The sequence below is a fragment of the Pseudoalteromonas sp. AWH4_217 genome, assembly GCF_056161105.1.
This window is the reverse complement of the sequence record NZ_JBSWYM010000020.1, coordinates 43,468-68,623: the sequence shown is the minus strand read 5'-3', so window position 1 is coordinate 68,623 and position 25,156 is coordinate 43,468. Positions and strand designations below refer to the sequence as shown.

At 47.6% G+C, this 25,156-nt stretch carries 20 protein-coding genes and 2 pseudogenes; 17 read left to right on the top strand and 5 right to left on the bottom strand.

Annotated features, from left to right (window positions below):
* Window positions 1–24 precede the first annotated feature (24 nt).
* The gene (locus tag ACXAH1_RS20645; RefSeq protein ID WP_475199240.1) at window positions 25–1,368 is read right to left on the bottom strand and encodes a dicarboxylate/amino acid:cation symporter; all 1,344 of its coding nucleotides are present in this window, start codon (window positions 1,366–1,368) and stop codon (window positions 25–27) included.
* A gap of 197 nt (window positions 1,369–1,565) precedes the next feature.
* On the opposite strand from ACXAH1_RS20645, the gene ACXAH1_RS20640 reads away from it, so the two are divergent.
* From ACXAH1_RS20640 to ACXAH1_RS20615, 6 genes are all read left to right on the top strand, one after another.
* Window positions 1,566–2,027, top strand: a complete 462-nt coding sequence (locus ACXAH1_RS20640; RefSeq protein WP_475199238.1) for a GNAT family N-acetyltransferase — start codon at window positions 1,566–1,568, stop codon at window positions 2,025–2,027.
* 162 nt (window positions 2,028–2,189) lie between these two features.
* Window positions 2,190–2,942, top strand: coding sequence for an ABC transporter permease (locus ACXAH1_RS20635; RefSeq protein ID WP_054017591.1), 753 nt, complete (start codon window positions 2,190–2,192; stop codon window positions 2,940–2,942).
* Window positions 2,942–3,640 (top strand): ATP-binding cassette domain-containing protein, encoded by a 699-nt coding sequence (locus tag ACXAH1_RS20630; RefSeq protein ID WP_253046456.1) that lies wholly within the window; start codon window positions 2,942–2,944, stop codon window positions 3,638–3,640. Before ACXAH1_RS20635 ends, ACXAH1_RS20630 begins: the two co-directional genes overlap by 1 nt.
* Window positions 3,612–4,649 carry an MlaD family protein gene (locus ACXAH1_RS20625; RefSeq protein ID WP_253046458.1) on the top strand — a complete coding sequence of 346 codons (1,038 nt, stop codon included), beginning with the start codon at window positions 3,612–3,614 and terminating at the stop codon, window positions 4,647–4,649. Before ACXAH1_RS20630 ends, ACXAH1_RS20625 begins: the two co-directional genes overlap by 29 nt.
* Entirely contained in the window at window positions 4,642–5,445 is an 804-nt protein-coding gene (locus ACXAH1_RS20620; RefSeq protein ID WP_475199234.1) for a tetratricopeptide repeat protein, read from the top strand. Before ACXAH1_RS20625 ends, ACXAH1_RS20620 begins: the two co-directional genes overlap by 8 nt.
* A gap of 37 nt (window positions 5,446–5,482) precedes the next feature.
* On the top strand, window positions 5,483–5,884 hold the full coding sequence (locus ACXAH1_RS20615) for an ACT domain-containing protein (RefSeq protein ID WP_475199230.1): 402 nt from the start codon (window positions 5,483–5,485) through the stop codon (window positions 5,882–5,884).
* 37 nt (window positions 5,885–5,921) lie between these two features.
* On the opposite strand, the gene ACXAH1_RS20610 is transcribed toward ACXAH1_RS20615, so the two are convergent.
* Window positions 5,922–6,638: a glycosyl hydrolase family 18 protein gene (locus ACXAH1_RS20610; RefSeq protein WP_475199229.1), complete on the bottom strand. Its 717-nt coding sequence runs from the start codon at window positions 6,636–6,638 to the stop codon at window positions 5,922–5,924.
* Window positions 6,639–6,847: 209 nt separating this feature from the next.
* On the opposite strand from ACXAH1_RS20610, the gene ACXAH1_RS20605 reads away from it, so the two are divergent.
* Window positions 6,848–7,378, top strand: coding sequence for a hypothetical protein (locus ACXAH1_RS20605; RefSeq protein WP_475199227.1), 531 nt, complete (start codon window positions 6,848–6,850; stop codon window positions 7,376–7,378).
* Between the two features lie 31 nt (window positions 7,379–7,409).
* Here ACXAH1_RS20605 and ACXAH1_RS20600 read toward each other — a convergent pair whose 3' ends face one another.
* On the bottom strand, window positions 7,410–10,025 hold the full coding sequence (locus tag ACXAH1_RS20600) for a protein kinase domain-containing protein (protein ID WP_475199225.1): 2,616 nt from the start codon (window positions 10,023–10,025) through the stop codon (window positions 7,410–7,412).
* A gap of 303 nt (window positions 10,026–10,328) precedes the next feature.
* Here ACXAH1_RS20600 and ACXAH1_RS20595 point away from each other — a divergent pair, with 303 nt between their 5' ends.
* From ACXAH1_RS20595 to ACXAH1_RS20580, 4 genes are all read left to right on the top strand, one after another.
* Window positions 10,329–11,330, top strand: a complete 1,002-nt coding sequence (locus ACXAH1_RS20595; RefSeq protein ID WP_475199224.1) for an FHA domain-containing protein — start codon at window positions 10,329–10,331, stop codon at window positions 11,328–11,330.
* A 197-nt stretch (window positions 11,331–11,527) separates the two neighbouring features.
* Window positions 11,528–12,022, top strand: a complete 495-nt coding sequence (locus tag ACXAH1_RS20590; protein ID WP_475199222.1) for a hypothetical protein — start codon at window positions 11,528–11,530, stop codon at window positions 12,020–12,022.
* 278 nt (window positions 12,023–12,300) lie between these two features.
* Entirely contained in the window at window positions 12,301–13,008 is a 708-nt protein-coding gene (locus tag ACXAH1_RS20585) for a hypothetical protein (protein ID WP_475199221.1), read from the top strand.
* Between the two features lie 243 nt (window positions 13,009–13,251).
* Complete coding sequence (locus tag ACXAH1_RS20580) at window positions 13,252–14,604, top strand: M24 family metallopeptidase (protein WP_475199219.1); 1,353 nt, start codon at window positions 13,252–13,254, stop codon at window positions 14,602–14,604.
* A gap of 48 nt (window positions 14,605–14,652) precedes the next feature.
* Here ACXAH1_RS20580 and ACXAH1_RS20575 read toward each other — a convergent pair whose 3' ends face one another.
* The gene (locus ACXAH1_RS20575) at window positions 14,653–17,172 is read right to left on the bottom strand and encodes a TonB-dependent receptor plug domain-containing protein (RefSeq protein ID WP_475199218.1); all 2,520 of its coding nucleotides are present in this window, start codon (window positions 17,170–17,172) and stop codon (window positions 14,653–14,655) included.
* Between the two features lie 343 nt (window positions 17,173–17,515).
* Between ACXAH1_RS20575 and ACXAH1_RS20570 the strand changes: the two genes are divergently transcribed.
* From ACXAH1_RS20570 to ACXAH1_RS20550, 5 genes are all read left to right on the top strand, one after another.
* Window positions 17,516–17,962 carry an ATP-dependent zinc protease family protein gene (locus ACXAH1_RS20570; protein WP_125717643.1) on the top strand — a complete coding sequence of 149 codons (447 nt, stop codon included), beginning with the start codon at window positions 17,516–17,518 and terminating at the stop codon, window positions 17,960–17,962.
* 1 nt (window position 17,963) lies between these two features.
* Window positions 17,964–18,869, top strand: coding sequence for a 30S ribosomal protein S6--L-glutamate ligase (gene rimK / locus ACXAH1_RS20565; RefSeq protein ID WP_125717642.1), 906 nt, complete (start codon window positions 17,964–17,966; stop codon window positions 18,867–18,869).
* Window positions 18,856–19,911 carry a succinylglutamate desuccinylase/aspartoacylase family protein gene (locus ACXAH1_RS20560; RefSeq protein WP_054017605.1) on the top strand — a complete coding sequence of 352 codons (1,056 nt, stop codon included), beginning with the start codon at window positions 18,856–18,858 and terminating at the stop codon, window positions 19,909–19,911. Before rimK ends, ACXAH1_RS20560 begins: the two co-directional genes overlap by 14 nt.
* Window positions 19,912–20,225: 314 nt before the next feature.
* Complete coding sequence (locus ACXAH1_RS20555) at window positions 20,226–23,036, top strand: bifunctional aconitate hydratase 2/2-methylisocitrate dehydratase (RefSeq protein WP_475199214.1); 2,811 nt, start codon at window positions 20,226–20,228, stop codon at window positions 23,034–23,036.
* A 345-nt stretch (window positions 23,037–23,381) separates the two neighbouring features.
* Window positions 23,382–23,879 (top strand): hypothetical protein, encoded by a 498-nt coding sequence (locus ACXAH1_RS20550; protein WP_475199212.1) that lies wholly within the window; start codon window positions 23,382–23,384, stop codon window positions 23,877–23,879.
* Window positions 23,880–23,907: 28 nt separating this feature from the next.
* Here ACXAH1_RS20550 and ACXAH1_RS20545 read toward each other — a convergent pair.
* Window positions 23,908–24,678, bottom strand: a pseudogene (locus ACXAH1_RS20545) (IS110 family RNA-guided transposase); the annotation flags it as partial.
* A gap of 60 nt (window positions 24,679–24,738) precedes the next feature.
* Here ACXAH1_RS20545 and ACXAH1_RS20540 point away from each other — a divergent pair.
* Window positions 24,739–24,996 (top strand): annotated as a pseudogene (locus ACXAH1_RS20540) (hypothetical protein); the annotation flags it as partial.
* Between the last annotated feature and the right edge of the window lie 160 nt (window positions 24,997–25,156).

Genomic DNA, 25,156 nt, shown 5'->3' with positions numbered 1-25,156 from the left:
AATTTGAGCCTAGCGCCCTGAACCTTAACTGGTCACAACCTTATCGTTGCCTATTTGCGCCCGTTCAACCAAAGATGTTTCATTTCTCAACCAGCGGTTCATCACCACACAGGCAGTCAGGTCACCACTAACGTTGATCACCGTACGGCACATATCCAGAATACGGTCGACACCCAGGATAAGCGCAATGCCAGTTGCTGGTATGCCAAACGTAGCGAGCACAGATGCGAGGATCACGATGCCTACCCCAGGTGTGCTGGGCGAGCCAATGGATGCGCCCACCGTGGTGAGAATAAGTAATATCACCTGATTCACCGATAAATCCACACCGAAAACCTGAGTGAGGAAAATAGCCGCAACCACCTGGTAAAGTGCCGTTCCATCCATGTTGATGGTGGCACCAAGTGGTATGATAAATTGCACTATCGGTTTTTTTACACCCAGTTGCTCCTGGGCTGTGCGCATTGACAATGGCATAACGGCAGCAGAACTGGAGGTTGAGAATGCGAGCAATTGCGCGCTTCGGATAGCCTTTAAAAAGGCCATGGGGTGTACTTTGGCAACAAACGAAGCGACCAGGGTATAAATGAGTAATAACCCGGCGAGTCCTAACAATACCGTGGCGACATAAGCGGATACGCCAATCAGGGCATCTACGCCAATACGGATTGTTATATCACACAGCAGGCCAAACACTGCAAGGGGAGCCAGTAACATGGCCCAGTTCACAATTTGTAATGAAACAGACTGGATCCCGTCCATAAAATCTATCATCAGTGCCTTGCGCTGTGCGGCCAATGTCGTCAACGCCATACCAATAAAACTTGCATAAATGACGATGGCGAACATGTCTTTGTCCAGTGTGGACTGAGTTGGATTCGCCGGGATAATGGCCGCCACTTTATCTGGCAGCGAGGTCTGCGTTACTTGGGTCGCCACGACTTGCGCAGGCTGATCGGCAATTGCGCTAAACAGAGCGCTATCGACATAGTTACCCGGTTCAATGAGGTAGACCACAGCCAGGCCCAGAATGACCGCGACGAAAGTGGTTGTAACAAAGTAAGGTAAGATGCGGACCCCAACTTTTTTTAAAAACGCGGTATCTTTATTACCTGCGATACCAAGAATGATCGAGGAAAGTACCAGCGGGATAACAACCATTTGGATCAGGGCGAGAAACACCCGCCCGGGTAGCGCTACCCATTGAGCAATGTCCATTGCTGCCGATTGGCTGACCAGCGCCATGCCCTGCGGAGAAAGTAGTAAACCTATGGTGATGCCAAGTATCAACGCAACCACTATTTGCAGCCAGAGCCGCTTTTTTTGTAGCAGGTTGGCTGGTGCATCTGGAGTTTGAATGTCTGTCATAACAATATCCCTGACTGGATGAGCACGATTAGAGTGATTATCCTAGCATAGCCATTTTATGCTACATTGACCCGCATCAAACGAGAAGAATTCACCCGGTTAGTGCAGGCAATGACTGGCGTCAGATTTTGTCTGCTATCACTGTTAAATCACGTGCAAACCTGAGGTACACTGGCGCTTTGAGTACGGAGTATTGTATGGATATTAAGCGGTATCAAAGTAGCTGGGCCAGAGAAATTGCAGACTTATTTCATAGTGCAGTGCATGCAATTGCTAAAAACGACTACACTCAGGCGCAAAAAGCCGTGTGGGCGCCAACACCGCCCGACTATGCATTTTGGTCACAGCGGTTGGCAAACAAGCGTCCCTGGGTCGCTGTGCTAAACGGACGTATTGCAGGTTTTATCGAACTGGATGATGATGGTCATATCGATTGCGCCTATACGCACCCAGAGTTTCAGGGACAGGGCATTGCAAGCGCGCTTTACCGTAAGTTAGAAGCGCAGGCCAGAGAGCAGGGGCTGCCCCGTTTGTATGTCGAAGCTTCTAAACCTGCACGTCGCTTTTTTGCCACGCGCGGTTTTGCAATGGTAAAACGCAACGAAATTGTGAGGCATGGCGTCACTTTGATTAATTACACGATGGAAAAACCCCTCTGAGTGCCCAACTTGCGTGCTAATTATCAACATCAACCACAGTTCACTAAGTAATCACTTTTTGTTCACTGTAATACATCAAATTACTGCTACGCTTAAAGTTAACTGAATCAATTAGGGCCAGAGCATGCTGTGTCTGTTGTACCAATACAATAGGGAGCAGTAATGATTAATTATGGATTTTTGCCTTTTTCGGCTTATGTGGTTTCAGACTTTTTAGTCTTTCATCGCAACCGTTCTATTAGCCTGGAAATCTTATTACGACAGATCCGCTTCACCGGAGTTGAAGCCCTTGGGCTGGTCATGTTGATTGCTTTGTTAATCGGGGCATTGATCATTGTCCAGGGCTATCCTTTGTTGTCTTCTATCGGCCAGGTCAAATGGATCTACGCCATTTTAATATCAACAATTGTGAGAGATCTCGGTCCTTTTATTGTGTGTTTTGTGGTGTTGGCTCGTTCAGGCACGGCAATTACTACAGAACTGGGGAACATGGTAGTGCGCAAGGAAATTGACGCACTGATAGCAATGGGGGTGTCACCAATTTCGTATCTGGTTGCGCCCCGGGTGTTGGGTATGGTCGCGTCTTTGATCCTGCTGATGAGTTACTTTGTTGCTTGTGGCATTTTTGGTGGCTATTTGGTGAGTAACGCGTTTGCCTCGATTCCAGTGAGCACTTTCTTTGTTAAGCTGATGGCACAACTGCACTGGCTGGATATGGTGATTATGCTGGCCAAAGTCGCATTTTCCGGGTTGATGATTAGCCTGATAGCCAGCTATCACGGCCTGACCGTCAAAAGTGCGATCACTGAAGTGCCGCAACGAAACATAAAAGCCGTTGGCCGCGGATTGATTGCCTTGTGTATTATCCACGTACTGTTCACTTTGCTGTACTTTGCGCTAATGAGTGACTGGTGATGAAAATAGAACTTAGGAATATTAGTCACAGCCTGGCTGAACAACCCATATTGGCCAATATCAGCATCACTGTTGAAAGCGGGCAGTGCTTGCTGATCACTGGTCGCTCTGGTAGTGGCAAGTCGCTGTTATTCAGTATCATTTGTGACATTACCCGACCTCAGCAAGGGACGGTATTGATTGATGACATAGCAATGCCAGCAATGACTGCGCTGCAATATGCGCGTTTTCGTCGTGATCTGGGGGTTATTTTTCAGGTTTCGGCGTTGATATCTAATCTGACTCTGGAAGAAAACCTGCTTCTGCCATTGAATCGTCACCATAGCCGTTTAAGTCACGATGAAAAGCTGCAAAAGGTGTACGGGATCTGTGAAGAGTTTGGTCTGACTCAGTATCTGGATCAACGCACCGATCGACTCTCCTCAGGGCTGGCGTCTCTGGCTGGGTTAGCGAGAGCCTTGCTCATGGAGCCAAAGGCGTTGATTTGGGATGCCCCTATGGCGCAGGTGGACAGACATTGGTGCCGTCATGAGCTGGCTTTACTTAAGCACCTCAAAGAAAAAGGAACAACGTTAATTCTCTGCTCTAATCGCCAGGAGTTGATCGTGAGCTTAGCAGACCAGCAGCTTCAGCTTGGGTTACCGGAAGAATTAGCGTCAGGGGGAGCGCATGCAGCACAAGCCCAAAAATGCCAATAGGATAGTGATAGCATTTAGCCTTACCGGCGTGCTGTTGCTAGCCACGTTTTGTATCATGATCTTAGTGAATAATCACACTTTTGCAGACAAGGTTTATTACAAAACCGTGTTGGATAATGCCCGGGGACTGAGCGCCTTACCGGCGATCTACTTTAAAGGTATGGAGATTGGGCGCATAGATGATTACCGGCTAAATTTGCAAAACAACGAAATTGACGTGGAGTTTTGGGTATTTCAGGAATACAGCACTAAAGTGGTGAAATATGCGTTGCTGACCGGTGAGCAACACCCCATTTTTGATGACGTCACGACATTAGACCTGATTTTACCTGAGCCCGATAAAGTCGGCCCCTTTGTGGCTCTGCCTGCCGGGGCACTGGTACCCCATATTAACAGTGCACTGGGCCAGCAGTATCTGACAGCAGGTTACGTGTCTCGCTCTAAAGACGATGTGGAATCTATTTTGGCCAGTATTCAGGAGCTGTTACAAAACCTGCAAAAAGAGGATAACCCGGAAGCAGGCTCTTTGTTCCGAGCGCTCGACAGGGTTGCCAAAATCAGTGACCATATCATGATTGTCAGCGAAGAGTTGCGTGAAAGTGAGTTGTTGCCCGAGGCTGAGAAAACACTAAAACAAAGCCAGGTATGGCTTGCCCAGATGCCACAATTACTCGCTCAGTTAAACCAAACGCTGGTGAAGACTGATGGCATGCTAACGCAGGCACAAAGCACGTTAACCACTTATGGACAGCCCACCGAACTTGTCAAAGAGATGACCGATAGTCAGCTACCTCTGGTGCTTCACAACCTCAATGCCAACCTGACAGTGATGCAGCAAATGCTTAAAGATGTTCACGGTGAACGTGAACAGTTTGCGCTGACTGTTCATAGTGTGCAGCAGGTGCTTGAACAGATGGAAAAAACTCTGGAGGCATTGAATAATCATCCGGTGTTCAGGGACGGGATCAGTACCCCGGTAAAAAATGGGGAGATAGAAATGCATGATTAAAGTGGTATGGCTATTTCTGATCTGCATGCTCTGGCTGTCAGGATGTTCTTCGGCACCGGAACGAGACTATCAGGTCACCCGATTCAAACGCCAAGCTGCGGCCTGGCTGGCGCAAGGAGACAGTCAGCGTCAGCAGGGGAAGTATCAGCTGGCATTGCGTTATTACGATAATGCGTATCGCTATGCCAGCAGAAGGCATGATCCACAACAAATGGGGTTGGCCCGGCTCAAGCAAGCTGCGGTATACATTAGCCAGGGACACACAACACAAGCCGAAGATAAAATTGCTGAGGCGGTGATGTTTGATAAAAATGAGCATACAGAGCTGAAACCGGCAATTGATTTTATGCGCAGTAAGCTGGCATTTGCCAGAGGACAGCAAGCTCAGGCGCTGGCATTGGTAGAACAATTACAAACCCGGTTCGCCGACGATGCGCAAAGGCGCATTTATTATCGCTGGGTCGGCTGGCAATATGCACCATCCAGGCTTGACTGGTTACAGGCTGAAAAAGACATTGAGACACTATTCAAGCTCAAAGCCGACAAAGCGCTGAACAACATAGAGGTGCTGTCTTTTGTCATTTATCACAATCTGGTTTGGCGTATCGCCACAGAGCAGAGCAAGGTGCCTGCTGCGCTTGATATTGCTATAAAGCACTTTGCTTCGCTTGAGTTAACCAATCGACTGATAGAGTGTTTCGACATTGCCGCAAAATATTATAATGATGCTGGTGATATAGACAGAGCTCTGTATTATAAGGCGCGATTTACGCAATTGCGTGGTTCTGTGAACTAGTACCTTTCGCTAAGCAAATAATAAAGGAAATAAAATAATGTCAGGCATTGTTAATTTGACGGCGCTTCTTAAAACGATGGAGCCGGTTCTAAACCCAGAAGAATATGTCTTTTGTAGCGTATCAGGTAGTCTTGAAGAGTATGCACCACTACATCCGCTGGCAACATTTAGGGAGCAAGAAGGGCTAACCCTGATAGTTGAAAAAGCTGCAGCACAGTCCTATGGGCTTGAGTTTGAGGGGCCTTTTCGACAATTAACTTTAAGCGTGCATTCCAGTTTAGATGCGGTAGGGCTGACTGCAGCTGTGGCGCAGTGCCTGACCGAACACGGGATCAGTGCCAATGTGGTCGCTGCTTTTTATCATGATCATCTCTTTGTTAAAACTGAACATGCGCAGGCTGCCCTGAATGCATTGGTCGAACTCGCTGCGTCAAGCTGACAACCTTCACGTACACAGGTAATTATCCACCTTATAATTAGCGGCTGTACCTGAAGTAATCACGTTCCTGCGTGCTGGTCAGTGGTGTATCATGATACCTGACGACACCGCGCAGGTTGGTTGTGGCACTGCCACCACTCAAGGATGCAGCCTCTTCCTTGCTCAGGCGAGTAGGGTCTGACGACGTCTCTGTTGCAGCCAGCATCTCTCCAGCTATGTCACTGCTCGGTGCCAGCTCGCCCGGATAACTATGATTTAGCAAAGGTGCTGTACTGTTAGAGATCTGTGTGAGCAGATAGGTTTGCCCGTTAAGCACAGCGGCTTGGTCAAATTGGTATTTTAAACCCAGGAAGAGTGCATCAAAATCATGTGGTGAGATGACGGCAATATTCTGAAAATGGGCACTTCCACTAATGGCTTGCGTTTCAAGTTGGGCATGATAAAACGCGGCATCCAGATTTAGCCCGTCCAGTTGATATTGTTGCAAAAATTCAACCACACTTTGGCAGAATACCTGACGACCATTGATATCCTGACTCAGATAGCGCAGGCCGTTATCATCGGGTGACAGGCTTAGTAACAGCTTTGTCGCAGGGTAATTTTTCCGTGTGGTATCCAGATGCGCCTGAAAGGCTTTTTCACCACCGATAGCAATAAGCTTAGCCCCGTCCAAACCGTCAGGCCGTACCTGAACACCCGTCATATAGATTGCTTTTTCCGATACACCAGAGCATTTTTTATGTTCAAAAGCCATTGTCATAACTTAGTCAGTCAACTTTACTGCCTGGTACTATGAAGGGATCTGCTGCTGGTAACCATTACACCGGCATTACATGTGCTGTGTTGAACGGGAAAGTTTAGATAGTTGTGTTAAATGCATTAATAATTATCGGATTTCATTGGTGTTTTTAAAAAACTCAGCGTAAGCTTGTTGAGCGCAAAAACCAATAAGGAGTGACTAAAATGCAAAATGAAATTTTAAGCTTTGACCTAAACAGCGACAGCTATTTATTTCGACTGAGCCCAACAACGACCACTGAAGATTGGGGGTTGCAGTATTACGATAGCGAAAGTGGAGAATATAGACCGGTTCCCCAAGGTACTCAGCTTGATGTCGTGTTTAATCTGGGTGACATACCGGGTATTTCAGAGAATGCGCGTCGTGCTTTGATCTCGAAGCAGCAGGCTGTGTTCATTGTAGAGATGGAAGATTGTGCAGATAGTGACTGGCGCTTCTGGCAAAGTGGTATTTCTCTATCGTGTGAGCAGGATGCGCAGGATTATAAACTGACCACCGATATTCAGAATCAAGGTAAGACACTGGTTTTGACTATCAATAATGTACTGAGTGGTGTGGCATCCGCAGCAGGCAAATTTGATGAAATCGACTTCAGGTTTGTGGCTGTCAGACTAAACAATTCAGCAGGTGCACTTAACGAAATCTTCTATTCTCAAGATCCGCGTCTTGGCGTGCGACGCGATAAGCCAGCATAATCATCAGTTGTACGGTGACAGAGCGTCAGCTTTAGGGTTGACGCTTCTGACAAAGCGTTGCTTTGTGATAGCTTGAAATAATCTGTTTAAATTCATCTCGCTGGCAAAGCGCTTCAAACCACGGCAAATTAAACCAGACTGCACCGTAGCCAAGTTCCAGTGCTGATTTTACGTTCACCATGGCGGAAGTGAGCTCCCCCACCTGAGTATATACAAGGGCTGCTGTAAATGCGTACTCGCGATTGTCGGGAGACTGTTTTATGGCCCGGTTGAGTACTGTCACGGCCTGTTCATGGTTACTGAGCTGGGCATGAGCCTGAGCGACATCAAGTAGGTCATAAAAATCATCAGATGCTTTGTTTTTCTCTATTACCTGCTCATAAAAATACGCCGCTTTTTCCATGTTGCCGTTGAGCTTTTCAATGTCAGCCAGATTGAGTAAAAACAAAGAATTGTTCTCGATTTGCGTGAGGGGTTTAGCGGCGGATAATGCTTCTGAGAATTGTCCGTCAAGCATATAAGACAGTACGAGTGCGTTGATGTCGAAAGGTTGAGCATCTACCGAGATCACTTTCTTGTAGCGCTCAATTGCCGCTGAAACTCTACCCTCAGTAAGGTGAATGTCTGCGAGCAACTGATTGGCTAAGTAGTCATCTGGGTCCAATCTGAGTACTTCATCAAGATAATGCCATGCCTGTTCAAATTGACCATTCTGATAGTAGGTATTCGCAAGGTTGAACATGATAGAAGTATTTTTTCTAAGTGCCATAGCCTCATGAAGGTGTGCAATTGCCGCTTTAAGATCGCCTTGCTGCTTGGCCCGTTTTGACAGGATCACTTCGATGTCGTAAACACTAAAATGTCGTGCCCGGGCGAGCGCGAGGTGCGTTTCGAACAAGGCCTCATCATTGCTGGTCAGGGCAAGTAGCATCATCTCTTTGTTAAAAATGGCTTTTTGCTTGTAACGTGCGGGTGCATTTCTCAAAGTAGCGCGCAGTTGTGTTAGTAATTCTTCTCTTTTGGTCTGATCGTATACCGTTAAGCTTATGTCGCTATATAGTCCATAGGCCGCAAACAGGTAGGGGGAATTCGTCAGCACCTGCCGTAACTTGTCCAGATTGCCCAGGTTATAAGCACCCTGGTTAGATACATCCTGGTAAATTTGCAGATAGCTCAGGTAATCTTGCTGCCTGATGGTTTCGAGAGGCAAGCTGTTAGGCGTTAGATCAGGAAACAGTTTGACAGCCTGCGCTTGGGTGGAATAAAAGTTTTCTATTTCACTGGTAAGTGCCATTGGCCAGCTGATCTGCTGCTGAACGGTCCACTTCTCGCCTCCCAGCCGTTTTACAACTGTTTCACAGCTATGTTCACTACAGGTAAGCTCAGTGCTAATTATGTCTGTTGCCCCCGTCGTTGCAGCCAGCTGGAGCAAAGAGCGTTCCGCCTCCGGGCGGTGAGCAATCAATTCAGTATACTTTCCGTCAATGATGAGCTGGCGCAGCGCGTGATCGACGCTGGCAAGGGTGCTCTTTGTTCGCTCGTCACTGAGCTGTTTTGTCAGGGTAAGTTGAGGCTTAAGCACCAACACATATCGCTTCTCTTGTGGGGGCTGGCTAAACAGCCAGACGACTAATATGGCTACAAACACCAGAGAGCAAGCGATTATAGCGAGGAATTTAGCGCGCTTATTTGGCTGTGTATGAGATGGCTGTGGAGCAACTGGTGCCGATACATCAGGCTCGAAAGGCACAGTTTCTTGTTCCATGATAGCGTTTTGTGTAATTGCTATCAGAATTTGCTCAAGTCGTTTGGCCACTTGTCTGGCATTGGCCGGACGTTTTTCAGGGTCAACCGACAACAGCTGGTTTAACAGGTGAATCAGAGGTTCAGGCAGAGCCGGCAAGATCTCCGCGGCATCGTCATGCTTACCTTGTAATATACGCTCACGCAACTGAGTTTTACCAAAAGGGTGACGGGCGCTTATCAATTCATAAGCAAGGACACCAAAAGCAAATAGGTCCGACTGAGGTGAAAGTGCTTCGCCTTTAAGCTGTTCGGGCGAAGTGGCGGTCATACTGGCGTGGCTTTGTGTTGTGTCAGCGTGAGCTGCAGTCTGGGGTGAGTGTGTGATGCGGGCGATACCGAAGTCGGTAATTTTTATCTGTTGATCCTGATCCAGCAAGATATTGGCGGGCTTTAGGTCACAATGTATCACGCCACACTGATGAGCGGCTGCAATACCATTTGCAACCTGAATCAGCAGGGTTAGCTTTTGCTCCAGGCTCAGTATCTGAGTTTTTTGGTGATAAAACAATGTGGTGCCATCGACGTATTCCATCACCAGATAAACCTGCTCTGAGGTTGTTATTATGTCGTAAAGCTGAACTATGTATGTGTGGTTTAACCTGGCAAGAATTTGTGCCTCAGCGACCGCGAGAGAGACCTCGGTGCCTGCAGCCTGTGTTTTGAGACGCTTTATTGCCACTTTACGGTTGAGCCGGATATCTTGCGCCAACAGAACTTCGCCCATTCCGCCTTCTCCTAACACTTTTATAACATGATAGTGTTCGGGCAAACCCCTCTGCTGAGAAATGGAGGATTCCCCTTTGGGCTGCTCTGAGTTAGTTGATGGCTGCGATTTATCCATTTTCTTTTTTATCTTGTACCTTAGGAGTGGCAATGCCTGGAGGGCATATGTATCGCCGGAAAAATGACGTTCAAAAAGAACGACATGTACCGAATAGCAATAGTAACGGTTAAGCAAATCAAATGCCAGTCTATCAGGTGAGTAGGTCGGATGAGATTGTTTTAGATATGGCAATATTTTGGTGTAATGTGGTGAAATCGGTGTTTTTGCGAAACAGTGATATGCTTATTAAGGAACAGTTTTCCGGGTCAGGTCGATTGATGTGCTATGGCGGCTGCCCGGAACAGTTATCGAGGAGCGAGCATGGCCACGTTACAACATAAACAGCAATCTAAGTATTTGTATTTAAAGTCCTTTCATCGATTTGGTCGGCTAAGGCATTCAGTGGACAGTTGCTTTGACGAACTGGCTATTTCCCGCATTCATGCCGTTATTGAATGGCAACAAGGGTACTGGTATTTACGAGATTTGAGTCGTAACGGCACCTGGCTAAATGACGCACGCGTTCCCTATAACCAGGATGTTGCTCTAAATGTGAATGATGAAATTCGCTTTTCAGATTCAAGCAGTCATAGCTTCAGTGTAACGGACCTGGCACCACCAGAGGACTTACTGGTGCCTTATAGTCACGATGAGCTTGTTGATGAGCAGGTACCTGTGATCCAGCTGGAAAATTATCATTTACTGCCAAGTGAGTCTGATCCTGAGCTAATAGTCTATTTTAATAGCGCTGAGCAAACCTGGTGTTATGAGGAAGTTGGGTCCGAACATCCGGTGAGTATTACTGATGGTGAGCAACTGCGTTTTGCGCAGCAGGTATGGAGTCTGATCCAGACGCGGGCAAGCCAACAGGAGTGCACAGCAGAAGTCACAAATACAGATCCCGGCGATCTGGAATACCATTTTACATTGAGCCAGGATGAGGAATATGCTGAGTTACAGGTAAAACAGGCTCAGGAAAAAGTCGATTTTGAAACCCGGACACACCATTACCTGACCGCACTATTGGCCAGATATAAAATAAAAGATATGCAGCATCAGGTCGATGATGCATCACAAGGGTGGGTCTCGGTGAAACAACTGTCCCGTGATTTGGGGCTGACCGAGAGCCACATTAATATCCAGATCCATCGTGCCCGTAAACAGTTTGTCGACAGGATGAAAGACAAGTCAATGGCGGAGTCGCTTATTGAACGTAAGCGAGGCCGGGTGCGTTTTGGTGGCAGACATTTCAGTATCGTCAAAGGGCAGCAACTAGAGGCTTCAACGCTCTTTAATCAGCATGATGAGTTACTGGTCAGTTAAGCGCAGTTAAAAAACACTCAGCTTTGTGAGTGGCGATACGTGGCCCGCGTTGATGCGGGCTTCGTCGTTTTTATATGAGCAAAAAGCACGTGTTGATTAAGCGACCTTCCTAATGTGTCATCTAACATCACACAGATACGCTGAGTGTGATATGTTTTCTTCTCTGATATTACTAGTTAGCTTTGTTGAGGTCATAGATGATAAAAAAGGTTCTGTATTGGGGCGTCGGGTTTGGAGTGGGCTTTGCTATTGCTTTTGTTGCTATGGTGTATTTTGTTTTCACGCTCGAGGAAAACAAGTTAAGAGAATCAAGAGACGAATTTCTTTTGGAGCTTAACACTATGATCAGAAATATGCCTGAAAGAACCACAGATTTGTGCGAAGGAATGGTGGGTAACTGGAGCGGGAATTTTCGTACCCGAGCTGATGAAGATGGCTACTATTGGGATTCACAGTACAAGGCTGACAACACTTTTTCAACTAAGCTGGTGTATGAGGGAGGCAGTGAAGTTGAGAGCAGAACCGGGACCTGGACATGTGAAAATTCTCTCCTCGTAAACACCTTTCATCAAGAGAATGGGGAAAAAGAGCACCATATCTACATCATCATTCATATGGGTGACAGTCGCAGGGTATATATGCATGTTGAGCACAGTGATTACGGAGATATTTTTGTTGCCCGGAGGCAATAATGTCAATTTCACTCAGTACTTGTTCTATCGTTTCCCTTTAGTCCAAGCTACGCAGGTCAACTAATTGATGACTCATAGTTTACTGTTTCCGGAATACATTACCCATAAGGTTATTAAATGAGACGCTAGTGTTGCTTGTTGCTATTAGGTTATTATTGCTCAAAATGGGTTTTTCAGGTTCGAACAAGATCTTGAAAAAATGCAGGCGACTCTGATTGATGAGGCGCCGAACATGCTAAAGCGCCCGCAATAGGGTGTCAAAAAATACAGAGAGTAATATGAAAGCATTAGCACATGTCTTTTTACTGGGTTTCATGATTTTGGTTGTGGGTTGTGCCAGCAAACCACTAACGCATGACTATCAGGGTAAAATCAATATACGCACGTTGCAGGTAGAATTTGCGCCTATCAGAGATCCGGAACAAAACTTGTCTGGTGAGTATGCTGAGTTAACCAAAGCGATTAAAGGCGTTCAGGAAATTCTGGACGTGTTTGATCCGGCCCAGAGGCAGGCATTGACTGAGCAATTGCATACGTTTGAGACGACCTTAGTGGATGGAATTCGCCAGCGTGCAGCGTTGCCATTGAACCCGGTGACAGAGTCAGAGGTGAGCATGCAGTATGGCGACAATAACGAGCTGGTCAGTGTTGAATATGACTACCCACTGCTTGATGGCGCTTACCTCAATTTGTTTGTGACCATCTATTATACCGAGCGCTCGGACCTGGCGGTTGGTGCACAAGAGTTCAACGCTAACTTTATTGAACTGAGACCAGAAATTATCCTTCAAATTGATGGCTATAACGAAAAAGGCGACCTTTTTTGGCGTCAGACAAGCCGTTATGAGTCGGATGTTATGTACACATTTGGTGACCAATACATTCTTGGTGTACCAACCAAGCGCCTCAAAGAGGCACAAATTTTCCTGATCCCGATGGCCAAAGGTGTTACTGATAATTTGCAAATATTAAGCGAAACAAAGTAATTTAAGAGTGTAGGAGAGCAGCTAATCGTCTCACAGGCGATCAGACTTGTGATCTACTAACCCTTTTCCTCCGGCACTATATCAGCCATAGTGCCGGACCACCTCCTGTTCAATTCATCCGAATCGTTTGCTGACCCCCAAACTCTGCAATAAGATTGAAAACCGTTTAGCAAGAATACCCAGCCTGTTGCCGGCTTTAACCGGCTGCGGCTTACAACAACATAAATAACAAGCAGGACGATTATGCAGAGAATTTTGGGATTATTTTTGAGCTTGTGCACGATAAGCACTCCCGCTATGGCCGAGGAATATGCACAGGGCCGTCAAATATCGGCGTTGCCGGATGTGTTGTCATTCAGGGAGCGCGTGCAACCCATCAATGATATGGTGACAGATCGCTTGGATAACTTACTTCCTGAGCTGATGCGTGAGGCGGACCTGGATATGTGGCTGGTCATCAACCGTGAATATGGCGAAGACAAGCTGTTTTATACCCTGGTTCCGCAGCCCACGTTTGCAGCGCGTCGTACCACTTTACTGGTGTTTTCAAAACAAGCGGATGGCAGCGTTGAGCGCTTTAGTGTGAGCCGTTACCCCATTGGCGAGTTGTACCCGACTGTATGGGAAGGGGGCACGAAGGCGCAGCAGTGGCAGCGTCTGGCTGAGGTGATTGCCGAGCGCGACCCTAAGCGTATTGGGATTAATGTGAGCGAAGACTGGGCACTGGCCGATGGCCTCAGTGTTGGTTTACACAAGCAACTGTTGAATGTATTGCCGGGCAAGTATCAGGAGCGCCTGGTGAGCGCCGAAAAGCTGGTGATCCGTTGGCTGGAAACGCGCAGCCAAAAAGAGCTTAATGTATACCCGCAGGCGGTAACATTGGCTCGACGTGTGATCGCAGAAGCATTCTCCAATAAGGTGATCACACCTGGCGTGACCACCACCAAAGACGTTGAATGGTACTTACGCGAACGCTTTGAAGAATTACAGCTCAGACCCTGGTTCCAGCCGTACGTAAATATTCAACGTCAGGGCGACAAAACCAGCAAAGAGGATGTGTTTATTGGTGAATACAACCGGACTATTCTGCCGGGAGACATTATCCACACCGATGTGGGCATTTGTTACCTAAATCAGTGCACGGATACACAGGAAATGGGCTATGTGCTCAAGCTTCATGAAACCGATGTACCAGCGGGCCTGAAACAGGCTATGGCGACAGGTAATCGCTGGCAGGATATTTTAACCAGTAACTTTAAATCAGGGTTAACGGGCAATGAGATCCTGGCCAATACCATTAAACAAAGTAAAGCGGCGGGGATTGTCAGCAGTACTTATACCCATCCACTCGGTTTTGTCGGTCATGCGCCTGGGCCAACCATTGGTATGTGGGATAATCAGGGGGCGACACCGGTACAGGGAGACTGGAAACTGCATCCAAACACGGTTTATGCCATTGAAGGAAACATAAAAACGCAGCTACCTGAGTGGGACAACCAGTGGATCCAAATTAAGCTGGAGCAAGATGCGGTATTTGATGGCAAGCAGGTCTGGTACTTAGCTGGCAGGCAAACCCAGTGGCATGTAATAAGATAGAACTTTTATGAGTTGAAAAAGCCCGCATTTGCGGGCTTTATTATTCGCTTAGAAGTTAAACGACACCTTACCGTACACAAAGCGGCCATCTGTGCTGTAAGCAGAGAACGCTGAGTAAGGGAAGATCTGGTTAAAATTACTGAAACCAATGTTGCTGACGGTATCTTGCGGATACTGATCAAACAGGTTATTGGCGCCAAGCGCGATACGCCATTGCTTGTTCACCTTGTAAGCCACTTCCAGGTCGGTGATCCATTTGGCTGCCAGTACTTCGTCTTTTTCAACAGTGCTGGAAGGATCGGTCACTTCACCGTAACGGGTTGCTTTGACCATGACCTGCCATTGTTCACGTTGCCAGTTTGCCACCAGGTTCCATTTGTTATCCGGTGTACCTGACTCAAAGCGTTCAATTTCACGACGGGCAAAATACTGGTAGCTTTCGCCAAGCGCTGCCAGCTCAGCCGGGTTGGCTTTGACATTCGTCACTTCGGTATCATTGAGGTTCAGGGCAGCACTGAGATTAAGGTCGCCATAGTTTGCCAAATCAAAGCGATAGGTTGCAACAATGTCTACACCCTGGGTGCGTGAGTTAATCGCATTGGTAAAGTAACGTACACGCTGTACATTAAATTCGCCTGCCTGTTGCAGGATCTGTTCAACCGCGTCGCCGCTGAGGTTTTCAGACATCACAATGCGGTCGTCAATATCTATGCGGTATGCATCCAGTGTCAGGCTGAAAGCGTCTTGTGTATAAATAAATCCGGCTGTCAGGTTAACAGACTCTTCGGCTTCCAGTGGCTTGGCACCCAGCGCCGCAGCCGCAGGGGTATCAACCGGATACAGGCCAACTTCATTCGGTACGCCGTCTTCAAATACGGTGGCAATTGACTTATATGAAGTCTGGGCCAGTGAAGGCGCGCGAAAGCCTGTGCTGAGCGCACCACGCAGCGACAGCTGGTCATTCACTACATAGCGGGTTGCAAGCTTACCGGTCAGGGTTGAACCAAAGTCGCTGTAATCTTCATAGCGGGCCGCCAATACCAGGTTCCAGTCGGTGGTCAGGTAAGTATCAAACTCAGCAAACAGCGCGATATTATGGCGTGACTCATCCACCGCACTTTCCGGCGAGAATCCAGCCAGCACCTGTGCGCCACCTGCGGCAACCGGCTGACCGTTTGCATCTAATACCGTCTGATAAGACGCCAGTTCGCCCGCCTGAATTTCGTAAGTCTCGCGGCGGTATTCACTGCCCAGGGTGACAAACACGCTGTCGTACAGTCCTAAATCCAGTTCCGTTTTGGCCTCTGCATTGACCAGCAACTGACTATACACCAGTGCGCCGTTGTCGAATTCGGTTGGGCTGCTTGCGCCCATAGAAGTATTCAGGCTGTTCGATACGCCAAAGCCAAAGTCGTTCAGGCCATAATTGGTGCTGACATCGTACTGCCAGTCACCGGCATCCCCTTTGGCACCCACAGCAAAGCTGTAGTCGCGCACTTCGGTGTCTATTTGCGGTAAAAAGCCATCAGGATACACGTCAGTCAGGTTGCGGCTATCTTGTGGGCGACGGAAGAAACCACCGGAATTACCCTCGCGGCTTGAGAAGCTGCCAAAGGAGTACAAGTCCAGATCTGAATTAAGTGCATATCCCGCATTGTAGAATAGGGCGAAATCTTCGATGTCGGCTTTACCAAACCTGTGGTTATAACGCTCAGCCGAAAATTCTCGTGGATCCAGCTTACCATTTTCATCCCGGGCATACTGCTCGCGTTCATCGATGCCAGAGCGGTTGGTCGGCTGCTTGTTTCGCAGTTCAGCTGCCACATTGATAAAGCCATTGTCGCCCAATGCAAAGCCTATATTGCCGCTGATGGTTGTTGTGCCACCATCGTTCAGTTCGCGATCTGCGCCTTTGTCAAACGCCAGGTTGCCCTCGGCATCTTCATAAGTGCGCAGCAGTTGTGCAGAGCCGGCCATTTGCGTGTCGTACTCACCATAAGTGACCGACAGGTTGCCGCCTTCATCGGCATCGTTCAGAACAATGTTGATCACACCGGCAATGGCATCTGAGCCATATTGTGCCGCAGCACCGTCACGCAATACTTCGATACGCTTGATAGCAGCGGTCGGAATGGTGTTCAGATCAACGGCTGTCGAGCCACGACCAACTGTGCCATTAAGGTTCAGCAGGGCACTGGCGTGGCGGCGCTTACCATTGATAAGTACTAAAGTATGGTCGGGAGCCAGTCCGCGTAATACTGCCGGGCGCGCGTGATCGGTGCCGTCGGCCAGCTGCGAGTTCGGAAAGTTGAAGCTTGGTACCAGCGTTGTCAAAACCTGGCTGAGTTCAAGCTGGCCTGAGCTGGTGATTTCATCCAGGCTGATAACATCGACCGGTACCGTGCTTTCGGCAACGCTGCGCAGGCTGCGTCGGGTACCTGTGATTTCAATCACTTCTGTGGTGTTACTGGCCTCAGGTGCCTGGCTTTGTTCTGCGCTAGTGTGAAACGAAGCGGCGGCGCCCAGCACCAAGCTGATGCTGGCTGCCAGAGTACTCGGTCTTAACATGGTCATTCCTGATTGTATGTTGATTTCTGTACGGGCTTTGTTTGTCTGGCCCACGAAAAGGACGGCAATACTAAAGGTGGATAATTCTATGGGAAATTCGAATTCGTTATAAATTATAACAGCTCAAGTTTTTATGTTTATTTAGTAACATTGTATTAAATGCTGGTCATAAGATTACAAAGTGTCAATCAGAATTAGACTTGCTGGCTTAGTCACCACGCCTTTGTTACTGTGGAACAAAATTTTATTGTTCAATCAATTGCTTTGCTGCTTTGGATAAATAAATTTTGTTAGTCTATTGTTTAAGAGCAAGGTATAAAGCGCTTTTTTAAGGAGCACAAAAATGTCGACTTTAATACAGGTTGGATGGCGCGAATGGCTGTCTTTGCCTGAGCTGGGTATAAACAGGATCAAAGCTAAGGTTGATACCGGCGCCCGAACCTCTTGTTTGCATGCCTTCAAAGTAGAAGAGTTTGAAAAAGAAGGCGCATCCTGGGTGCGTTTTTGGATGCATCCGAAACAAAAAGACACCGACTATGAAGTGGTCTGTGAAGCGCCGGTGCTGGATGTGCGCACGGTAACAGACTCAGGCGGCCATCAGGAATCTCGCTATGTGATCCAATCGACATTGCACATTGGCACCGAGAGCTGGCCCATTGAAATCACGCTGACCAACCGGGATAACATGAAATTTAGAATGTTACTGGGGCGTACAGCCATGGAGGGGCGGATCTGTGTAGACCCCGCAGCCTCGTATTTGACTAAAAAAAGAATTGAAGCAAGGAATTAACATGAAAATCGCCATTCTATCCCGGAATAAAAACCTTTACTCGACCCGTCGTTTGATAGAAGCGGCAAAGGAGCGCGGCCATGAGCCTGTGGTGCTGGATGTGCTGCGCTGCTATATGAACATCAACTCCAATGAGCCAGAAATTCATTTCAAAGGCGAAAAGGTGATAGATGTAGACGCTGTGGTGCCGCGAATTGGTGCTTCGGTCACGTTTTATGGCTGTGCCGTGTTACGCCAGTTTGAAATGATGGGCATTTATCCGTTAAACGAGTCGGTGGCCATTACCCGCTCGCGCGATAAACTGCGTTCATTACAGCTGTTATCCCGTAAAGGCGTTGGCATGCCCATCACCGGGTTTGCCAATAAGCCCGATGATGTAAAAGACTTGCTGGAAATGGTCGGCGGTGCGCCTGTGGTGATCAAACTGCTTGAGGGCACTCAGGGCATTGGCGTGGTGCTGGCAGAAACACGTAAAGCAGCAGAAAGTGTAATTGAAGCCTTTATGGGCCTGAAAGCCAATATTATGGTGCAGGAGTACATTAAAGAAGCCGGCGGCGCGGATATTCGCTGCTTTGTGATTGGGGATAAGGTAATAGCCGCCATGAAACGTCAGGCGCAGGAAGGTGAGTTTCGCTCTAACCTGCACCGCGGCGGCAGTGCCAGCCTGATCCGAATTACCCCGGAAGAGCGCAAAACCGCCATCGCCGCAGCTAAGGCAATGGGCCTGAATGTAGCCGGTGTTGACCTGCTGCGCTCAGAGCGTGGGCCTCTGGTGATGGAAGTAAACTCGTCGCCGGGCCTTGAAGGCATAGAAAAAGCAACCGGAAAGGACATTGCCGGTATGATCATTGAGTTTATGGAAAAGAATGCAGCCAGTAAGAGGACCGCAACGCGTGGCAAAGGCTAAAAAAAACCAGGTATTTACACTACTAAATACACCCATTGAGGTGGCTGAGCGCAAAACCCTGTCGCTGGAAGTGGCCAAGCTCTATACCCATTCTCCGTTAACCATTCCCATTGAAGTGGTTAATGGCGCAGAGGCGGGCCCTGTGGTGATGGTTTGCGCCGCCATTCATGGTGATGAGCTTAACGGCGTAGAGATAGTGCGCCAGCTTTTAGCGAAAGTTGATCCAAAGGCGTTGCGGGGCACCCTGATTGCTGTACCGGTAGTGAATGTATTTGGTTTTATTCATAAGTCACGCTATTTGCCTGACCGGCGAGACCTGAACCGCTGCTTTCCGGGTTCAGAGCGGGGCTCATTGGCAGCGCGAGTTGCCAATGTGTTCTTTAAACGGGTTGCCAGCAAATGTACGCATATCATTGATTTGCATACAGGTGCTATCCATCGCTCAAACTTACCTCAGATCCGGGCAAATCTGGAGTGTGAAGCAACCGCAGACATTGCCAAAGCTTTTGGTACACCTGTGGTGATTGACGCAACGCTGCGCAACGGCTCTTTACGCAGCGAGGCCAGTAACCTCGGGATCCCGGTGATCACCTACGAAGCGGGTGAGGCGCTGCGCTTTGATCCACTCGCAATTGCGGCGGGCTTAAAGGGTGTTGAAAACGTACTCAGACGGCTTAAGGTACTTAAAGGTCGGCGCTCGAAAAAGCTGCCAGAACCTGTGATTGCGGATTCCACCAGCTGGGTGCGTGCCCATACAGACGGTATTGTCCGCGCTATGGTGGGTCTGGGAGAGCGGGTCAATAAAGAGCAGGTGCTGGGCTATATCAGTAATCCGCTGGGTGGCAATGAAGTGGCTATCCAGGCACCACGCAGCGGCATTATTATCGGTCAGCAGTCTTTACCTTTGGTCAATGAAGGTGACGCGGTGTTTCATATTGCCTACTTTGCCCATGCCAACACCATAGTAGAGCAACAACTGGGTGAGTTCATCGACGAACTGGATTTAGAAGAGCAGCCGGTCGACACTGAACTCAACAACTGATCCATCGCAGCTGGTCTAAAGCGCTTTCATAGCGCCGGGCCAGCTGCTTGTACTTCCTGGAGCAAGCAGGCTGCCTGTATTTTGTTCATCTTTTTTATCTTAAAAGTTAACACTTTCAACTTGAGTTTAAAGCCTTTCCTCTGAGGCTGAGTGACACCGGAATTTTCACCCTTCCTGACGCGGTCCTATGTGGTTAAATTGGCGTAAAAATTGAGCGAAAACAGGCTTTTTTCGTTAAAAGATTACGTGCAAGGGCAAAGTAGGGTAGAATGGGTCGGTTCTATCTACACGTATTACTGCCTGACGAGGTTTATATGAGTTTGTATAATGAGTACATGGAAGAAATCCAAACCCGTAAAACGGAACTTGGATTGAGTCCAAAACCAATCGATAGCGCTGATTTGCTATCTGAAATTATTGCCCAAATCAAAGACACAGGGCATGAGCACCGTGAAGATTCACTGAACTTCTTCATCTACAACACGCTTCCGGGCACAACCAGCGCTGCTGGTGTGAAAGCACAATTCCTAAAAGAAATTATCCTGGGCGAAGAGTCTGTAGCTGAAATCACGGCTGACTTTGCATTCGAACTGCTTTCGCACATGAAAGGCGGTCCTTCTATCGCGGTACTACTTGACCTTGCGCTGGGCAACGACGAAGCCATTGCTAAGCAAGCTGCAGACGTATTGAAAACCCAGGTTTTCCTGTACGATGAAGACACGTCACGCCTGGAAGAAGCATTCAAAGCGGGCAATGCCGTTGCAAAAGACATCTTAGAAAGCTACGCGAACGCGGAATTCTTTACTAAGCTGCCTGATATTCCAGAAAAAATCGAAGTTGTAACCTATATTGCCGGTGAAGGTGATATTTCAACTGACCTGCTTTCTCCAGGTAACCAGGCGCACTCACGTGCTGACCGTGAACTACACGGCAAATGCATGATCACCCCAGAAGCACAGCAAGAGATTGTTGAGCTACAGAAGAAGCACCCAAATGCAAAAGTGATGCTGATTGCTGAAAAAGGCACTATGGGTGTAGGTTCATCTCGTATGTCTGGTGTGAACAACGTGGCACTTTGGGCTGGTACCCAGGCAAGCCCTTACGTTCCTTTCATCAACATTGCACCGGTTGTAGCGGGTACTAACGGTATCGCGCCTATCTTCCTGACAACCGTTGATGTAACCGGTGGTATTGGTCTTGACCTGAAAAACTGGGTGAAGAAAACCGACGAAAACGGCAAAGTGGTTACCGATGCAAATGGCGACCCGGTACTGGAAGAAGCATACTCTGTTGCGACTGGCACACTGCTGACAATCGACACCAAAGCGAAGAAACTATACAACGGCGACAAAGAGCTGGTTGACGTATCATCTTCATTCACACCACAAAAAGTGGAGTTCATGAAGGCGGGTGGTTCTTACGCGGTAGTATTCGGTAAGAAACTTCAGACGTTTGCAGCTGAAACTTTAGGTGTTGAAGCACCAGAAGTATATGCGCCTTCTAAAGAAGTATCGCATGAAGGCCAGGGCCTGACTGCGGTTGAGAAAATCTTTAACCGTAACGCAATCGGTGTTGCGTCTGAGACGCCGCTGCACGCAGGTTCAAACGTACGTGTTAAAGTAAACATCGTTGGTTCTCAGGATACAACGGGCCCAATGACTGCGCAGGAACTGGAAGCCATGGCTGCTTCTACGATTTCTCCGCTGGTTGATGGTGCGTATCAGTCTGGCTGTCACACTGCGTCTGTATGGGATGCAAAAGCACAGGCAAACATTCCTAAGCTGATGGCGTTCATGAACAAGTTCGGCCTGATCACAGCTCGTGATCCGAAAGGCATTTACCACTCAATGACCGACGTAATCCACAAAGTACTGAATGACATTACTGTGGACGACCGCGCAATCATCATCGGTGGTGACTCGCACACGCGTATGTCTAAAGGTGTCGCATTCGGTGCCGACTCAGGTACTGTGGCGCTGGCACTGGCGACCGGTGAATCTGCAATGCCAATTCCAGAGTCTGTGAAGGTAACCTTCAAAGGCGCAATGGCGAAGCACATGGACTTCCGTGATGTGGTACACGCTACTCAGGCACAAATGCTGAAGCAATTTGGCGGTGAAAACGTATTCCAGGGCCGTATCATCGAAGTACACATTGGTACGCTGATGGCTGACCAGGCGTTCACTTTCACTGACTGGACTGCAGAGATGAAAGCGAAAGCGTCAATCTGTATCTCTAACGACGAAACGCTGATCAAGTCTATCGAGCTGGCTAAGAGCCGTATCCAGATCATGATCAACAAGGGCATGGACAACGAAGCGAAAACGCTTCAGGGTCTGATTGATCTTGCGGACGAGCGTATCGCGGGTATCAAGTCTGGTGAGCAACCAGCACTGGCACCAGATGACAACGCTAAGTACTACGCTGAAGTTGTGGTGAACCTGGACGAAATCGTTGAGCCAATGATTGCCGACCCGGACGTAAACAACGAAGACGTATCAAGACGTTACACGCACGACGTGATCCGTCCTGTGTCTTTCTACGATGGTAAGCCAGTTGACCTGGGCTTTGTTGGTTCTTGTATGGTGCACAAAGGCGACATGCAGATCATCGCACAGATGCTACGCAACCTTGAGAAGCAAAACGGTTCAATCGAGTTCAAAGCACCACTGGTTGTTGCGCCACCAACATACAATATTGTTGATGAGCTAAAAGCAGAAGGCGACTGGGAAGTACTGGCTAAGTACGCAGGCTTTGAGTTTGACGATGAAAATCCGAAAACAGCTGCACGTACTAAGTACGAAAACATCCTGTACCTTGAGCGCCCTGGATGTAACCTGTGTATGGGTAACCAGGAAAAAGCAGAACCAGGTGACACTGTAATCGCAACTTCTACGCGCCTGTTCCAGGGCCGTGTTGTAGCGGATTCAGCCGAGAAGAAAGGTGAATCACTACTTGGCTCTACGCCACTGGTAGTACTTGCCACTGTTCTGGGTCGTTTCCCAACTATGGACGAGTACCAGGCCGCTGTTGAAGGCATCGACCTTACTGCGTTCACCCCACTTGAAGAAGAACTGACAACTAAGTTCGGTTCAGAGCAAGCGGTACCTGTTAAAGTACTTTAATCTTCACAGATTAAAAGACTGAAAAAAGCGCGTTTTTACGCGCTTTTTTGTTGGGTGGAGATTGGGTGACCGTTTCTAAGTATTGTTCGCTTGTACAGGTATAGGTGAATGTGGTTGTTTATTAGGTTAAGTTTCTTGTTTTGTTTGCGTTTTTAAGTTTCGCTATGAACGAGGCTCGGCTTTAGCCCTTAACAGAGCCGTTTTGGCTTGAACGATGGGAATAAAGGTGGTAGGTTATTGTTCTATTTATGAATAAATTAATTTAGTTGTGGATCTGTACGGTTTTTGGAACTGGGTTTAAGCGGTGTTCACGCTAATAACCTGTCAGTTTTATATCGAGTATTTATGCAACTTCCTAGTATACCAACAGATAATTTATATAAGTTTTTATCTATCTCAGGCATTTGGATATTTTTAATCTTCTTGTTCATCCCTCAATATCTTCTACATATAACATATGAAAAAGTGAGGGAGATTAAAATTGAGTCATCTATTATATTTCTTGAATTAGAGGAAATTGAAGAACAGCAAAGAGCTCTTAAAGACTTGATAGCCGCCGAAGAAAATAAAATGAATAATAATGAAAAGGCTAAAACGGATCATCTTGAAGCCAAACTTACTGATATTATCAAGTTCACAAAAGATCTTCAAATTGCTCGCATAAAACATGAGGCTAAAACTGAAGAAATTAAATATTATTATTCTAAACTAATAAAGTTAGACGCGATCCAAAGTTATGGAGTATTTGGTGGGGTGTTTATTTCTTTATTAGGCTTTATTCTTTGGTATTTTATGATTCAACGAGTTGATGATAAGCAAAGACTGAAAGAATTAGAAAAATAAAACTAACAAGAGACTATGGCGTCAATAACTAAATTTCAGCAATTGGCGCTTCCCACATTGTTCCGTCTCTGAGCATCGAGTTCAAGGTAACGACCATCTTTCTAACACAGGCAATTAAGGCCACTTTTTTCGGTTTTCCTGATGTGACCAGCTTTTGATATTGCGCTTTGAAAACAGGGTTGGATTGGATGGCTGACATCATAGCCATATATAAAACAGTCCTAACCTGGTGGCGGCCACCTTGTATTTTTCGCATCCCTTTGAAGCGGCCGCTTTCGCGATTAACTGGCGCGACACCAACCAATGCAGAGGCTTGTTTGTTGGTCATGTAACCGAGTTCAGGCAAGTTACTGATGATAGAGGCTGCGGCGATTTTCCCGATCCCTTTCATACTTTGTAATAGAGAGTTCTTTGCCTGATACTCAGGGCATGATTCGATCAGTTTGATGATTTTATTTTCAATTTTTTGGATCTGATTTTTGAAGGCGGTTAGGATCGGTTTTATTGTCATCGCCAGTTCTTTGGGCAAAATATGTAGCCTGTTTTTCTCCATGGTCTGCATGACAAGCAGTTGGTTTCTTCTTGCGACCAAATCGCTCATAAGCCGCATAGATTCTGGCTTTAGCTTAGATAGAGGCGGCTTGATTGCTGCGCCGTAGTGTGCAATCAGCTTGGCGTCTAGTTTATCGGTTTTGGCTCGTTGGCCGATTGCACCGGCGAAGCGTTTCACATGAATGGGGTTGGCAATAACGAACGGTAAACTTGCTTTGGAGCATGCAAGAATGAATGGCATCTCGAGAAAATACGCAGACACCCAGTGGCAGATAAGTTTTGGAGTGGATGTCTGTCAATTCTGTCAATTCTTGAACCAATGAATGCCGACCCGGATGTAAACAACGAAGACGTATCAAGACGCTACACGCACGACGTGATCCGTCCTGTTTCTTTCTACGATGGCAAGCCAGTTGACCTGGGCTTCGTTGGTTCTTGTATGGTTCACAAGGGTGACATGCAGATCATCGCACAGATGCTACGCAACCTTGAGAAGCAAAACGGTTCAATCGAGTTCAAAGCACCACTGGTTGTTGCGCCACCTACATATAACATTGTTGATGAGGGCAGGTTCAATTGAAAGTGCACCTGCCTGCATTCGGAAGCTGACTTTAGGAATGAGTGTCTCCCAAACGTCAGGATTGGGTGTCTCTCGAACGCTCCTTCTCTCGAACGCTCCTTCCCAAACGAGTGTCTCACGAATGTCCTAAATCCGTGGTAAAGTC

Excerpts from the sequence above, each read along its gene's own strand:
- ACXAH1_RS20580 (WP_475199219.1), top strand. The coding sequence starts at position 13,252 with ATGCAGAGAATTTTGGGATTATTTTTGAGCTTGTGCACGATAAGCACT.
- ACXAH1_RS20625 (WP_253046458.1), top strand. The coding sequence starts at position 3,612 with ATGCAGCACAAGCCCAAAAATGCCAATAGGATAGTGATAGCATTTAGC.
- ACXAH1_RS20585 (WP_475199221.1), top strand. The coding sequence starts at position 12,301 with ATGAAAGCATTAGCACATGTCTTTTTACTGGGTTTCATGATTTTGGTT.
- ACXAH1_RS20610 (WP_475199229.1), bottom strand. The coding sequence starts at position 6,638 with ATGGCTTTTGAACATAAAAAATGCTCTGGTGTATCGGAAAAAGCAATC.
- ACXAH1_RS20595 (WP_475199224.1), top strand. The coding sequence starts at position 10,329 with ATGGCCACGTTACAACATAAACAGCAATCTAAGTATTTGTATTTAAAG.
- ACXAH1_RS20635 (WP_054017591.1), top strand. The coding sequence starts at position 2,190 with ATGATTAATTATGGATTTTTGCCTTTTTCGGCTTATGTGGTTTCAGAC.
- ACXAH1_RS20645 (WP_475199240.1), bottom strand. The coding sequence starts at position 1,368 with ATGACAGACATTCAAACTCCAGATGCACCAGCCAACCTGCTACAAAAA.
- ACXAH1_RS20620 (WP_475199234.1), top strand. The coding sequence starts at position 4,642 with ATGATTAAAGTGGTATGGCTATTTCTGATCTGCATGCTCTGGCTGTCA.
- rimK (WP_125717642.1), top strand. The coding sequence starts at position 17,964 with ATGAAAATCGCCATTCTATCCCGGAATAAAAACCTTTACTCGACCCGT.
- ACXAH1_RS20555 (WP_475199214.1), top strand. The coding sequence starts at position 20,226 with ATGAGTTTGTATAATGAGTACATGGAAGAAATCCAAACCCGTAAAACG.
- ACXAH1_RS20630 (WP_253046456.1), top strand. The coding sequence starts at position 2,942 with ATGAAAATAGAACTTAGGAATATTAGTCACAGCCTGGCTGAACAACCC.
- ACXAH1_RS20615 (WP_475199230.1), top strand. The coding sequence starts at position 5,483 with ATGTCAGGCATTGTTAATTTGACGGCGCTTCTTAAAACGATGGAGCCG.
- ACXAH1_RS20590 (WP_475199222.1), top strand. The coding sequence starts at position 11,528 with ATGATAAAAAAGGTTCTGTATTGGGGCGTCGGGTTTGGAGTGGGCTTT.
- ACXAH1_RS20605 (WP_475199227.1), top strand. The coding sequence starts at position 6,848 with ATGCAAAATGAAATTTTAAGCTTTGACCTAAACAGCGACAGCTATTTA.
- ACXAH1_RS20600 (WP_475199225.1), bottom strand. The coding sequence starts at position 10,025 with ATGGATAAATCGCAGCCATCAACTAACTCAGAGCAGCCCAAAGGGGAA.
- ACXAH1_RS20575 (WP_475199218.1), bottom strand. The coding sequence starts at position 17,172 with ATGTTAAGACCGAGTACTCTGGCAGCCAGCATCAGCTTGGTGCTGGGC.
- ACXAH1_RS20550 (WP_475199212.1), top strand. The coding sequence starts at position 23,382 with ATGCAACTTCCTAGTATACCAACAGATAATTTATATAAGTTTTTATCT.
- ACXAH1_RS20570 (WP_125717643.1), top strand. The coding sequence starts at position 17,516 with ATGTCGACTTTAATACAGGTTGGATGGCGCGAATGGCTGTCTTTGCCT.
- ACXAH1_RS20640 (WP_475199238.1), top strand. The coding sequence starts at position 1,566 with ATGGATATTAAGCGGTATCAAAGTAGCTGGGCCAGAGAAATTGCAGAC.